The sequence below is a fragment of the Pseudomonas sp. HLMP genome (assembly GCF_046365545.1).
GTDB lineage: Bacteria > Pseudomonadota > Gammaproteobacteria > Pseudomonadales > Pseudomonadaceae > Aquipseudomonas > Aquipseudomonas guariconensis_B.
Genome location: NZ_JBDLLR010000001.1, coordinates 2483144 through 2495901, shown reverse-complemented (window position 1 = coordinate 2495901; position 12758 = coordinate 2483144). Strand labels below are relative to the sequence as shown.

At 65.1% G+C, this 12758-nt stretch carries 14 protein-coding genes; 6 read left to right on the top strand and 8 right to left on the bottom strand.

Going from position 1 to position 12758, the window contains the following annotated elements:
* Positions 1–182: 182 nt before the first annotated feature.
* Positions 183–917: a phosphoadenylyl-sulfate reductase gene (locus tag ABFA30_RS11690; RefSeq protein ID WP_410045464.1), complete on the top strand. Its 735-nt coding sequence runs from the start codon at positions 183–185 to the stop codon at positions 915–917.
* Between the two features lie 281 nt (positions 918–1198).
* Here ABFA30_RS11690 and cysB read toward each other — a convergent pair whose 3' ends face one another.
* From cysB to ABFA30_RS11675, 3 genes are all read right to left on the bottom strand, one after another.
* Positions 1199–2173, bottom strand: a complete 975-nt coding sequence (cysB, locus tag ABFA30_RS11685; RefSeq protein WP_225790172.1) for an HTH-type transcriptional regulator CysB — start codon at positions 2171–2173, stop codon at positions 1199–1201.
* A gap of 126 nt (positions 2174–2299) precedes the next feature.
* Entirely contained in the window at positions 2300–2797 is a 498-nt protein-coding gene (locus ABFA30_RS11680) for a universal stress protein (RefSeq protein ID WP_225790171.1), read from the bottom strand.
* Between the two features lie 95 nt (positions 2798–2892).
* Positions 2893–3834, bottom strand: coding sequence for a putative 2-dehydropantoate 2-reductase (locus ABFA30_RS11675; RefSeq protein WP_410045463.1), 942 nt, complete (start codon positions 3832–3834; stop codon positions 2893–2895).
* 127 nt (positions 3835–3961) lie between these two features.
* Between ABFA30_RS11675 and ABFA30_RS11670 the strand changes: the two genes are divergently transcribed.
* Both ABFA30_RS11670 and ABFA30_RS11665 read left to right on the top strand, forming a co-directional pair.
* A complete protein-coding gene (locus tag ABFA30_RS11670) occupies positions 3962–4387 on the top strand; it encodes a PilZ domain-containing protein (protein WP_253081326.1) in 426 nt (141 codons plus the stop codon).
* 167 nt (positions 4388–4554) lie between these two features.
* Complete coding sequence (locus ABFA30_RS11665; RefSeq protein WP_225790168.1) at positions 4555–5631, top strand: 3-deoxy-7-phosphoheptulonate synthase; 1077 nt, start codon at positions 4555–4557, stop codon at positions 5629–5631.
* Between the two features lie 70 nt (positions 5632–5701).
* Here the strand turns inward: ABFA30_RS11665 and ABFA30_RS11660 are convergent, their stop codons facing one another.
* The gene (locus tag ABFA30_RS11660; protein ID WP_225790167.1) at positions 5702–5983 is read right to left on the bottom strand and encodes a GNAT family N-acetyltransferase; all 282 of its coding nucleotides are present in this window, start codon (positions 5981–5983) and stop codon (positions 5702–5704) included.
* Positions 5984–6489: 506 nt separating this feature from the next.
* Between ABFA30_RS11660 and oprI the strand changes: the two genes are divergently transcribed.
* Positions 6490–6741, top strand: coding sequence for an outer membrane lipoprotei OprI (oprI, locus tag ABFA30_RS11655; protein WP_003259780.1), 252 nt, complete (start codon positions 6490–6492; stop codon positions 6739–6741).
* A 235-nt stretch (positions 6742–6976) separates the two neighbouring features.
* On the opposite strand, the gene ABFA30_RS11650 is transcribed toward oprI, so the two are convergent.
* The 3 genes from ABFA30_RS11650 to ABFA30_RS11640 all read right to left on the bottom strand — a co-directional run bounded on the left by ABFA30_RS11650 (position 6977) and on the right by ABFA30_RS11640 (position 9006).
* On the bottom strand, positions 6977–7954 hold the full coding sequence (locus ABFA30_RS11650; RefSeq protein ID WP_225790166.1) for a L,D-transpeptidase family protein: 978 nt from the start codon (positions 7952–7954) through the stop codon (positions 6977–6979).
* 106 nt (positions 7955–8060) lie between these two features.
* Positions 8061–8342 (bottom strand): hypothetical protein, encoded by a 282-nt coding sequence (locus ABFA30_RS11645; protein WP_253081328.1) that lies wholly within the window; start codon positions 8340–8342, stop codon positions 8061–8063.
* 58 nt (positions 8343–8400) lie between these two features.
* The gene (locus ABFA30_RS11640) at positions 8401–9006 is read right to left on the bottom strand and encodes an arylesterase (RefSeq protein ID WP_225790164.1); all 606 of its coding nucleotides are present in this window, start codon (positions 9004–9006) and stop codon (positions 8401–8403) included.
* Between the two features lie 10 nt (positions 9007–9016).
* On the opposite strand from ABFA30_RS11640, the gene ABFA30_RS11635 reads away from it, so the two are divergent.
* Together ABFA30_RS11635 and ABFA30_RS11630 are read left to right on the top strand one after the other, a co-directional pair.
* A complete protein-coding gene (locus ABFA30_RS11635) occupies positions 9017–9700 on the top strand; it encodes an ABC transporter ATP-binding protein (protein ID WP_410045462.1) in 684 nt (227 codons plus the stop codon).
* Complete coding sequence (locus ABFA30_RS11630) at positions 9700–12207, top strand: ABC transporter permease (RefSeq protein WP_410045461.1); 2508 nt, start codon at positions 9700–9702, stop codon at positions 12205–12207. Before ABFA30_RS11635 ends, ABFA30_RS11630 begins: the two co-directional genes overlap by 1 nt.
* Before the next feature lie 17 nt (positions 12208–12224).
* Here ABFA30_RS11630 and greB read toward each other — a convergent pair whose 3' ends face one another.
* The gene (gene greB, locus ABFA30_RS11625) at positions 12225–12707 is read right to left on the bottom strand and encodes a transcription elongation factor GreB (protein ID WP_225790161.1); all 483 of its coding nucleotides are present in this window, start codon (positions 12705–12707) and stop codon (positions 12225–12227) included.
* Positions 12708–12758 lie beyond the last annotated feature (51 nt).

The window sequence follows — 12758 nt, the reverse complement described above, 5'->3', positions numbered from 1 at the left end:
CTTTACGCGGGCAAGCCCCAGGGCTGCCTTGCGCCCCAAGATGGCAGCCGAGCATCTTGATTGACCTACACAGGCGACACCCTGGCATCCACTCACCATCGCAGGGCGTCTACCCCGCCATTTTTTGTTACCATCGCCCTATTACGAGCGCACAGCGCCATACACACGATGGAAACCGCCTGATGAGCCAACCCTTCGACGTCGCCACCCTCGCCGCGACCCATGCCAGCAAGTCCCCACAGGACATCCTCAAGCTCGCCTTCGAGCACTTCGGCGACGACTTGTGGATTTCCTTCAGCGGTGCCGAGGACGTGGTACTGGTGGACATGGCCTGGAAGCTGAACAAGCAGGTCAAGGTATTCAGCCTCGACACCGGCCGCCTGCACCCGGAAACCTATCGCTTCATCGACCAGGTCCGCGAACAGTACAACCTGCCGATCGAGATCCTCAGCCCGGATCATGCCAAGCTCGAACCGTTCGTCAAGGAAAAGGGCCTGTTCAGTTTCTACAAGGATGGCCATGGCGAGTGCTGCGGCATCCGCAAGATCGAGCCGCTGCGCCGCAAGCTGGCCACCGTGCGCGCCTGGGCCACCGGCCAGCGCCGCGACCAGAGCCCGGGCACCCGCAGCCAGGTGGCCGCGCTGGAGATCGACACGGCGTTCTCCACCCCTGAACGTACCCTGTACAAGTTCAATCCGCTGGCGCAGATGACCAGCGAGGAAGTCTGGGGTTACATCCGCATGCTCGAGCTGCCCTACAACAACCTGCACGAGCGCGGCTTCATCAGCATCGGCTGCGAACCCTGCACCCGTCCTGTACTACCCAACCAGCACGAGCGCGAAGGCCGCTGGTGGTGGGAAGAGTCGACCCAGAAGGAATGCGGCCTGCACGCGGGCAACCTGATCAGCAAGGCCTGAAGCGGGCCCAGCTTCAAGCCACAAGAAAAGCAGACCGGGCACAGGCTAATGCCGGTCAGTTAAGACTTTCAGTTGTCATTTGGGGCCGCTTCGCGCCCCATCGCCGGCAAGCCGGCTCCCACACCGTCCGTGCAAACCGCATCATGTGTGGTCGCCGCGGTCCCTGTGGGAGCCGGCTTGCCGGCGATGGGCTGCAAGGTAGCCGCAAAAATGACAAAGCGCCGCTTAACTGACCGACATTGGGGCACAGGCTGCTTTTCTCTTGTAGCTTGCCGCTGTTGTCAGTGCACCGGCAACTCGACGCCCGCGAACAGCTCCTCGAGCTCCTGCTTGTTATGGCACTGGATGGCCTTGGCCATCACTTCGCGGGTCAGGTGCGGGGCGAACTTCTCGATGAAATCGCACATGAAGCCGCGCAGGAAGGTGCCACGACGGAAGCCGATCTTGGTGATGCTGGCTTCGAACAGTTCGCTGGCATCCAAGCACACCAGGTCGCTGTCGAGCTTGGGATCGACCGCCATCTTGGCCACGATGCCCACGCCCAACCCCAGGCGCACATAGGTCTTGATCACGTCGGCGTCGGCGGCGGTGAACACTACTTTCGGCGTCAGGCCGCGATGATTGAAGGCCTCGTCCAGCTTGGAACGGCCAGTGAAACCGAATACATAGGTGACGATCGGATACTCGGCGACCGCTTCGAGGGTCAGCTTCGGCAGCTTGGTCAGCGGGTGGCCCTGGGGCACGACCACGCAGCGGTTCCACTTGTAGCACGGCATCATGATCAGGTCGCCGAACAGCTCCAGCGCCTCGGTGGCGATGGCGAAATCGACGGTGCCGTCGGCGGCCATCTCGGCGATCTGCATGGGCGAGCCCTGGTGCATGTGCAGGGCGACTTCCGGGTACTGCTTGATGAAGCTGCTGATCACCGGTGGCAGCGCATAGCGCGCCTGGGTGTGGGTGGTGGCGATCGACAGGGTGCCTTTCTTCTCGTTGGAGAATTCCTGGGCGATCTGCTTGATGCTCTCGACCTTGCGCAGGATCTCGCCAGCGGTATTGATGATGCGCTCGCCTGCAGGGGTGACGCGGGTCAGGTGCTTGCCACTGCGGGCGAAGACCTCGACACCCAGTTCGTCCTCGAGCAGGCGGATCTGCTTGCTGATCCCGGGTTGGGAGGTGTAGAGGCTCTGCGCTGTCGCGGAGACGTTGAGGTCATGGTGCGCCACTTCCCAGATGTAGCGCAGTTGTTGAAGCTTCATAGGTATCCCTCGGATCAGCGGTAGGTCACCGGCAGCTGGCAGCGACGAGATATAACTATATTAGTGGTTCTGGAAATAAATCTAGAACTATTTTGTTACATGCCCGGAAATGACTTACTGCCAGCCTCACGCTTTCCTACGCCCCAAATGTTGGGCCAACGGCACCATGTAGACCGGCACCGGCGACAGCTGCAACAGCCGCACCGCGGTACGGCCGATCGGCACGTCCACCCCCGCCCCCTGGCTGTGGCTGCCGAAGATCAGCAGGTCGACACTCAGGCGCTGGGCCTGCTCGAGAATGACCTGAGCCGGGTCGCCCTGGCGCACCCTGACCGCCCGGATCACGGCCAGGTCGGCCTCCTCGCCCAGTTCGTCGCGAAAGTTCTCCAGTACCCGCTGCTCGATATTGGCCAGCACCGTGTTGACGCCCTGGCTGTGCAGTTCGTCCAGGGTCTGTTCGTCGAGGTAGCTCTGCAGCAAGGATTCGGCGAACTGCCCCATGGGCTCCACCGCGTGAATCACGTACAGCTCTGCATTGAAGGTGCGCGCCAGGGCCAGGGCGTGTTGCATGACGAAGGGCGCGTATACACCGAGGTCGGTGGCATACAGCATGGAATGGATCATTCGACCTCCTCGACTGCCGCTAAGGCAGAGCAAGGTTCAGCTTAGCAGCGCCGCGAACGGCCGCCGTGCCGTCCGGCGCGCTGCCGCCGCGCCCTTCAGGCCGGGCGATTGCGCCGGTCGAGGAAGGTCAGTGCCTGGTACAGCATCTCCATGCGCGGCAGTTGGCATCCGGCCGCTCGCGCCCGGGACAGCGGCTCGGCATAGATCGCCTGCAACTCCAGCGCACGCCCCAGGGCATGGTCGTGGTACATGCTCGGCCAGTAGTCGGGCATCTGCTCGGTGATGCGCAACAAGTGCTCGGCATACCCTTGCGCCAGCACATGACCACAGGCCTGCGCGCCCTGCACCACCTCGGCCATCAGCGCCTGGATCAGCTCACGGCTGTGCGGGTCGCTCATCAGAGGAGTCGTACTGGCCTGCAGGAGCACCGAAAGGCCGTTGTAGGGCACGTTCCATACCAGTTTCTGCCAGCGCGCCAGGTCAAGGTCCTCCATGGCCTGGGAGTCGACACCGGCCGCCTGGAACAAGGCGGCGCCCTCGGCGACAATGGCCGCCCCCGCGTCCTCGGCCGGGCCGCTGTGATACCCCAGGTTGACCGCGCCCAACGCCTGGTGGCGAATCACTCCAGGCGCCTGGCGATTGACGCAAATGAAGCACAACCCGCCCAGCAGGTGCATGTCCGAGCGCAAGTCCGGGCGCAACTGCGCTTCCACCCCCAGGCCGTTCTGCAGCAAGACCACCTTGGCGCCCGGCGCCGCGGCCTGGACGATCAGCGGTGCCAGTTCGGCATTGCTGGTGGCCTTGGCGCCCACCAGCAGCCAGTCGCACGGTGGCAGGTCGGCAGCCGCGACATAAGCCTGCACCTTCATCCGCACCTGGCCGTGCACCGCACTCTCCACCACCAGGCCCTGGTCGCGTACGGCGGCATACTCGCTGCGCAACAGAAAATGCACATCGAAGCCGGCGCGTGCCAGCATCACCCCATAGAAGCCGCCAATGGCACCACTGCCGATGATGCCGATCCGTGCATTGCGCATGCTCACCCTGCCCCTTGTCGAAAATACCTATGCTCGTCGCCCGGTTTTTTTACACGTAAATCAGCCGGTTTTCGATCTTTCACTATACTGGAGCGAAGAAGGTCAAATAACCGGCACGGAGTCGGCCATGTGTGGATACCTGCCTCATCCCGAAGACATTCCGGTCGAATTGACCCTGCGTCCATTCCCCAGCCTGTTCCGCCGCCACCTGCATACACTGGGCCTGGGCGGCATCGCTTGCAAGCAGTTGCGCGCCTACCGGCGCGGCATGGCGGTGGAAGTCGCAATTCCCTCCCTGGGCAGCGAGGCCCGCTATCCTGGTTATATCGCCTGGTGTCAGAAACTCGACGAAGGCTACCGGGTGGGCATTGCCTTCACCGATGCCCAGGCACTGTTCGGCGCTCGCATGGGCGAGCAGGTCTGCCAGATTCGCCACTACTGCCTGCAACATCAGCAGCCCGACCTCGACAGCAATGCTGCCCAGGCGTTGGCCGCACAATGGGTCGGCCTGCACGCCGAAGCCTTCTCCGAGGCGAACCTGCACGCCACCTGAGGCGGAAAAAACCAGCCATCCGGTAAAAACCCCGCGCCGACGGGGGCCAGCCCATTGTCGAGCCCCCTGTAACGCGCTAAGGTTCGGCTCCCCGTTGCGAACAATCTTGCTGCTGGGCCGCACGGGGATTGCTGGCGGCCGGCACCCGTGACCTGACGAGTAACACGATGGCTGATTTACCGATCGACGACCTTAACGTTGCTTCCAACGAGACCTTGATCACCCCCGATCAGCTCAAGAAGGAACTCCCCCTGAGCGCCAAGGCCCTGCAGACCGTGACTGCCGGCCGCGAAGTGGTGCGCAATATCCTCGACGGCAAGGACCATCGCCTGTTCGTCGTGGTCGGCCCCTGCTCCATCCACGACATCAAGGCCGCCCACGAATATGCCGAGCGCCTCAAGGCCCTGGCCGAAGAAGTGTCCGACACCCTGTACCTGGTGATGCGCGTGTACTTCGAGAAGCCGCGCACCACCGTCGGCTGGAAAGGCCTGATCAACGACCCATACCTGGACGACTCGTTCAAGATCCAGGATGGCCTGCACATCGGCCGCAAGCTGCTGCTGGACCTGGCCGAGATGGGCCTGCCGACCGCCACCGAGGCGCTCGACCCGATCTCCCCGCAATACCTGCAGGACCTGATCAGTTGGTCGGCCATCGGCGCCCGTACCACCGAATCCCAGACCCACCGGGAAATGGCTTCCGGCCTGTCCTCGGCGGTGGGCTTCAAGAACGGCACCGACGGTGGCCTGACCGTCGCCATCAATGCCCTGCAGTCGGTCTCCAAGCCCCACCGCTTCCTCGGCATCAACCAGGAAGGCGGCGTGTCCATCGTCACCACCAAGGGCAACGCCTACGGTCACGTGGTGCTGCGCGGCGGCAACGGCAAGCCGAACTACGACTCGGTCAGCGTCGCCCTGTGCGAGCAGGACCTGGCCAAGGCCAAGATCAAGGCCAACATCATGGTCGATTGCAGCCACGCCAATTCCAACAAGGATCCGGCCCTGCAACCGCTGGTCATGGAGAACGTGGCCAACCAGATCCTCGAGGGCAACCAGTCGATCATCGGCCTGATGGTCGAAAGCCACCTGAACTGGGGCTGCCAGGCCATTCCGAAGAACTTGGACGACCTGCAGTACGGCGTGTCCGTCACCGATGCCTGCATCGACTGGAGCGCCACCGAGAAGGCCCTGCGCAGCATGCGCGCCAAGCTCAAGGATGTCCTGCCCCAGCGCCAGCGCGGCTGAGGGCCAGGGCAGGCACGAAAACGCCGGGCATTGCCCGGCGTTTTCGTGTGCGGCGATCGCTCGCCAGAAATCAGACCTTGCTCGACTGGCGCTGCTGGCGCTCCATGTAGCGTTCGACATAGGAGCACGAGGGAATGACCGTGTACCCCATCTGCTCGGCATACTCCAGGGCCCGTTCGGTCAGGGCGGCGGCAATGCCGCGGCCACGCAGGGCATTGGGCACGAAGGTGCGGTAGATGTCCAGCGTCTGTTTACCCAGGTCCATGTACGTCAGGTAGGCACGATGACCGTCCACGTTGGTCTCGAACTGATGACCGGCCTGGTCATGATGGATGGTCAGCGCTTCGCTCATCACTACTCCTCGCAGGTCTTCTCGGCAGACCCTTACCTTGACCGATGATTTTATCCGGCGGAGGAACCTCTACGCCACCCGGTGCCCTATTGGACCGCAGGGCGATCTGGTTCGTTCTGCGGCGCGGCACCCTACAAATAGTAGGCGCCACAAGCGGGATTGCTCAAGGTGCCCGCCGGTAAAAATACGCAAGCCCCACCTTGCCCCCCCTGTGCCGGGCACTCGGAACAGCCGCCGGATGTTCCAGGGCTATGACGCCAGCCGACCGTTAAAGTCACCTTTAGTTCAACAAAAAGTTCCTGTTCTACAATCGCTTGCGAAACCCTCTGCACGAGTTTCAAAAATGCCCTACAACCCATGTCGCTTGCCAGGGCTGGCAACATTTTTTTTGCAGTTCTTGCGCTCAGTCAGTTTACTTACTACAAGTAATGGGTACTATGTACGCCGGCCAGTTTCTCTTTTCCGAGAGATGGCTATTTAATAGAAAGTCCTTGAAGGGGAACACGATGAACAACGTTCTGAAATTCTCTGCTCTGGCTCTGGCCGCAGTTCTGGCTACCGGTTGCAGCAGCGTATCCAAAGAAACCGAAGCTCGCCTGACTGCTACCGAAGACGCAGCAGCTCGCGCCCAAGCCCGTGCTGACGAAGCCTACCGTAAGGCTGACGACGCTCTGGCTGCCGCTCAGAAAGCTCAGCAAACCGCTGACGAAGCCAATGAGCGCGCTCTGCGCATGCTGGACAAAGCCAGCCGCAAGTAATAATCCTCACGGATTGTTATGGAGCCGACCCACTAGTGGGTCGGCTTTTTTATTGCCGCGGCAAAAGCGACCGGCAAGAAACTGCTGGGGCCGCTACGTGCTCCTTTCGCGACAAGGCCGCTCCCACAGGTACGGCACTGTTCTGTAAGTCAGCGCTGCACCTGTGGGAGCGGCCTTGTGCCGCGAGAGGCTGCAAAGCTCGATGGCGTGTTAGTTCAAAACACCTTGAGCGTGCTTACTGCAACTCAGGCGGAATGCTCGACACCATCGGCGCGCTAACGTCGGCATTGACCGGCACGGCGATTTCCACCGGCATGCCGTCTTCAGCGGCCACCACATCGCGCACCATGTCCCAGTTCATGCGCAGGTTGTTGGCCAGGTCCTCGCGCTTGAGCAGGGCATTGATGACCGCGGTGTGCTTGTCCACCACCGACGGATCGCCATGGTCGTCCAACGGCGTGTGGGCTTCCAGGTAGACCTTGCCACCACTGATACCGAACTTGTAGGGCTCGTTGATGATGCGTACCGATGTCCCCACCGGCACCATTTTCGACAACTCCAGCACATTGTTGTTGAACATACGGAAGCAGCCGTGGCTGGTGCGCATGCCAATGCCGAACTTCTTGTTCGAACCGTGGATCAGGTAGCCCGGCACGCCCAGGGTGAACTTGAACGGCCCCAGCGGGTTGTCGGGCCCTGCGGGCACCACGGCCGGCAGGATGTCGCCATCGGCGGCATGCTCGGCGCGGATCGAGGCCGGCGGCGTCCAGGTCGGGTTCGGTGTCTTGGCGGTGATCCTGGTGTTGGCGATCGGCGAACCCCAGCCTTCGCGACCGATGCCCAACGGGTAGGTGTGCACCACGTTCTGCCCTTTCGGGTAGTAGTACATGCGGTACTCGGCCAGGTTGATGACGATCCCCTCGCGCGGGCCCGGCGGCAGGATGTAGCGGGTCGGCAGGATGATCTCGCTGCCGGCGCCCGGCAGCCACGGGTCGATGCCCGGGTTGGCGGCGATCATCTCCAGGTAGCCGAGGTCATTGGCGGTGCCGATGTCGGCGAAGGTGTCCTCGTACTTGGCCTTGATCACCTGGACCTGGCCGACGATGTCCTCACCGGGTGGTGGCAACGGCAGTTCCAGCGCAACGGCAGGGCCCGCTACCAGCAGGGCGGCCATGGACAGGCTACGGGTGACGGCGGGAAGGCGCGGCAACATCCGGTAAATCCTTCGAAAGATGGGTCAAGAGGGTCGATTGTACACCCACCCCGATACAAGCGGGAGGCATCGACCATGGGCAAGCGTTTCAGATGATGAAAGGCGCTCAGAGTTCCGGCCACACCGGACGCGTGCCACGCCGCTGGGCGTCGAGGATCGCCCGGCACAGCGGGCACAGGCGGCCATCGCGGTAGATGCTGCGCTCGACCATCGACCAGCGCGGCTGGGCCGGCAGCAGGCCGCCGCACAGGGTGCGGTCGGCGGGCGCGCCAAGCTCGAGCTGGCGGGCCACCAGGTGAACGCGAACCTCCTGGCAGGCGAACAGGTCGAGCTGCTCATCGGGCTCGATCAGTTGATAGGCATACAAGGACCAGGCGGGGCGCGGCATCGGGGGCTCTCGGAACGGGGGGCGCAACATTAGCCGAAAGCCCGTCCCGATAAAAGCGTCACAGCAAGGGTTTTATCGCCGGCCAGGCATTTTCCAGCAGGCGCTGCTGCGCCCCCTGGGCCGGATGGATGCCGTCGGCCTGCATCATCTGCGCCACCCCACCGACGCCCTCGAGGAAAAACGGCACCAGCGGCACCTGCTTCTGTGCTGCCAGTTGCTCATAGACCTGGGCGAAGGCCGTGGTGTAGCGCACCCCGTAGTTGGGGGGCAGGCGCATGCCCAGCAACACCACCTTCGCCCCCGCGTCGCGGGAGCGATCGATCATCGAGGCAAGATTTTGTTGCAATTGCTCGGGCGGCTGCCCGCGCAGGCCATCGTTGCCCCCCAACTCCAGCACCACCAGGCTCGGCTTGTGCTCGGCAAGCAGCGCCGGCAGCCGCGCCTGGCCGCCTGCACTGGTGTCGCCGCTGATCGAGGCATTGACCACCTGGTCGTCGTAACCCTCCTCCTCCAGGCGCTGCTGCAACAGGGCAACCCACCCCTGGCGGCTATCCAGGCCAAAACCGGCGCTGATACTATCGCCGACGACCAGCAGCGTTCCCGCCGCCGCGCCCTGGGCCAGGCAAAACAGGGCCAGACCGGCACTCAACCACCACACTCGCATTGGATTCTCCATGGGCCCCAGCATTCTCGTTGCGCAGAACCTTAGCAAAGTGGTCCCCAGCGCGGAAGGCGACCTGACCATCCTCCACGCGCTCTCCCTTTCCCTCGACCAAGGCGACAGCCTGGCCATCGTCGGCGCCTCCGGCTCCGGCAAGTCGACCTTGCTGGGCCTGCTCGCTGGCCTCGACCGGCCCAGCGCCGGCCAGGTCATCCTCGCCGGGCATGACCTCGGCCCGCTGGACGAAGACCAGCGCGCCCGGGTGCGGGCCGAGCACGTCGGCTTCGTGTTCCAGTCGTTCCAGCTGCTCGACAGCCTCAATGCCCTGGAGAACGTCATGCTGCCGCTGGAGCTGGACGGCCGTCGCGACGCCCGCGAACATGCCCGCGACCTGCTGGAGCGGGTCGGCCTGGGCAAGCGCCTGAGCCACACGCCACGCCAGCTGTCCGGGGGCGAGCAGCAGCGGGTGGCGATCGCCCGCGCCTTCGCCGCCGAGCCTGCGGTGCTGTTCGCCGACGAGCCCACGGGCAACCTGGACAGCCACACCGGCGAGCGCATCAGCGACCTGCTGTTCGAGCTGAACAAGGAGCGCGACGCCACCCTGGTGCTGGTCACCCATGACGAACGCCTGGCCAAGCGCTGCCGCCGCCTGATCCGCCTGGATGCCGGCCGCCTGGTCGAGCCCCTGGAGCCCTGATGAGCCGCCTGCCCTTCTCCCGCCTGTGCGGCCTGGCCCTGCGCCAGTTGCTGCGCGATGCCCGCGCCAGCGAGGTGCGGGTGCTGTTCTTCGCCCTGCTGGTGGCGGTGGCGGCCAGCACCGCCATCGGCTATTTCGGCGCGCGCCTGAACGACGCCATGCAACTGCGCGCCGGCGAGTTCCTCGGGGCCGACCTGGTGCTGCGGGGCAGCTCGCCGGCCAGTGAGGCGCAGGTCGCCGCCGGCACGGCCGCTGGCCTGCGCCACGCCCGGGTGGTCGAGTTCACCAGCGTGGTGGGCGCACAGGCGGGGATCCAGTTGTCGAGCATCAAGGCGGCCGACGCCAGCTACCCCTTGCGTGGCCAACTGCGCAGCGCCGCGGCCCCCTACACCGAGGAGTCCCCCGGCGGTGGCCCGGCGCCGGGCGAGGCCTGGGTCGAACCACGCCTGCTGGCGGCCCTGGGGCTGTCGATCGGCGACAGCATCGACGTGGGCATGAAGACCCTGCGCATGAGCCGGGTGCTGACCTACGAACCGGACCGCGCCGGCAATTTCTATAGCCTGACCCCACGAGTATTGATGAACCTCGCCGACCTGGACGCCACGGGTGTGATCCAGCCTGGCAGCCGGGTCACCTACCGCGATCTCTGGCGTGGCGAGCCCGAGGCCCTGGCACAGTATCGCCAGGCGGTGGCCAAGGGCCTGGCGGCGCACCAGCGCCTGCTCGACACGCGCGACGGCAATCGGCAGATCGGCGGCGCGCTGGGCAAGGCCGAACGCTACCTGAACATGGCCAGCCTGGTGGCGGTGCTGCTGGCCGGCGTGGCCGTGGCCCTGTCGGCCAGCCGCTATGCCAGCCGCCGCCTGGACGCCAGCGCCCTGCTGCGTTGCCTGGGGCTGTCGCGACACCAGGCGCTGGGCCTGTATTGCCTGCAACTGGCAGTGCTCGGCCTGGCGGCGGCACTGGCCGGCGCCCTGCTCGGCTGGCTGGCGCAACTGGGCCTGTTCCGCTTGTTGCAGGGGCTGATGCCGAGCGTGGTGCCACCTGGCGGCATCGCGCCCGCGCTCGCCGGCATCGGCACCGGGCTGGTGGCCCTCGCCGGATTCGCCCTGCCGCCCTTGGCCGCCCTCGGGCGCGTGCCGCCGTTGCGGGTCCTGCGCCGCGACCTGCTGCCGCTGCCACCCAGTGGCTGGCTGGTCTACGGCGCCGCCCTGCTGGCCCTGGGCCTGATCATGTGGCGGCTGAGCCTGGACCTGTTGCTGACCTTCGCCCTGCTCGGTGGTGGGCTACTCGCTGCCCTGCTGCTGGGCGGCCTGCTCCTGCTCGGCCTGCGCAGCCTGCGGCGTTTGCTGGCCGGTGCACCGCTGGCCTGGCGCCTGGGCTTGGGGCAACTGCTGCGCCATCCGCTGGCCGCTGCCGGCCAGGCCCTGGCCTTCGGCCTGATCCTGCTGGCCATGGGCCTGGTGGCACTGCTGCGTGCCGAACTGCTCGATACCTGGCAGGCCCAGTTGCCCAAGGACGCGCCCAACCATTTCGCCCTGAACATCCTGCCCGACGACCGCGAGCCCTTCGCCCGCCAGTTGCAGGCGGTCAATGCCACGTCAGCACCGCTGTACCCGGTGATCCCCGGGCGCCTGACCCATATCAACGAGCAGCCGGTGCGGCAACTGGTCAGCAAGGAGTCCACCGGCGAACGCGCCGTGCAACGCGACCTGAGCCTGACCTGGGCGGCCGACCTGCCCCAGGGCAACGCCCTGAGCGCTGGGCGCTGGTGGGACGCACCGCCACCCGCTGACGGCGTGCCCGGTGTGTCGGTGGAAGCGGAGCTTGCCCAGAGCCTGAAGCTCGAGCTGGGCGACCTGCTCACCTTCGACATCGGTGGCCAGCAGCGCCAGGCCCGGGTCAGCAGCTTGCGCACGGTGCACTGGGACAGCTTCCAGCCCAACTTCTACATGATCTTCCAGCCCGGCACCCTGCAAGGGCTGCCAGCCACCTACCTGACCAGCTTCTACCTGGCGCCGGGCCATGACCAGGAAGTGGTCGCCCTGTCACGCGCGTTTCCGGCAGCGACCATCCTCCAGGTCGATGCGCTGCTGGCCCAGTTGCGCAGCATCCTGGCCCAGGTGACCGTGGCGGTGGAGTATGTGCTGTTGTTCGTGCTGGCGGCGGGCTTGGCGGTGCTGTTCGCAGGACTCCAGGCAACCCTCGACGAACGCCTGCGCCAAGGCGCCCTGCTGCGTGCCCTGGGCGCTGCACGGCCGCTGCTGGTCAAGGCACGGCGGATCGAGTTCGGGCTGCTGGGTGCGGTGAGTGGCGTGCTGGCGGCGGTGGGGTGCGAGCTGATCACCCTGGTCCTGTATCGCCATGCCTTCGACCTGGCCTGGACGCCGCACCCCTGGTTGCTGGTGCTGCCGGTGGCGGGAGCCGTGCTGGTGGGTGCCGCCGGGGTGTTCGGGACGCGACGGGCATTGAATGCCAGCCCACTGGCGGTGTTGCGGGAAGGGTGAGCGCAGGAGGCCTGTAGCTACCCCCCGCTCCCCTCATAGCGAATACGGTTGACGTACCAGGTCGCCTCGCCGGTTGGCGTGTGCACCACGACCTCGTCCCCCTCTTCCTTCTTGAGCAGCGCCCGGGCCATGGGCGAATCGATGGAGATGTAGTCGTTGCGCCCATGGATCTCGTCGTAGCCGACGATACGAAACGTCAGGGTCTGCCCCTCGTCGTTCTCGATCTCCACCCAGGCGCCGAAGAACACCTTGCCTTCCTGCTGCGGTGAATAGGCCACGACCTTGACGTCCTCGAGCCGTTTGCGCAGGTAGCGCACCCGCCGATCGATCTCACGCAGCAGCTTCTTGTTGTACTGGTAGTCGGCGTTCTCGCTGCGGTCGCCCAGGGATGCGGCCCAGGTGACCTTCTGGGTGATCTCGGGCCGGTAGACCCGCCACAGGTGGTCGAGCTCCTTCTTCAGGGCCTCGTGACCTTCCGTCGTGATGATGTTGGTGCTCAAGCAGCGTTCTCCTCAGTGCCTCCACGGCCGGCGCAAGCCTGCCGAGGCACC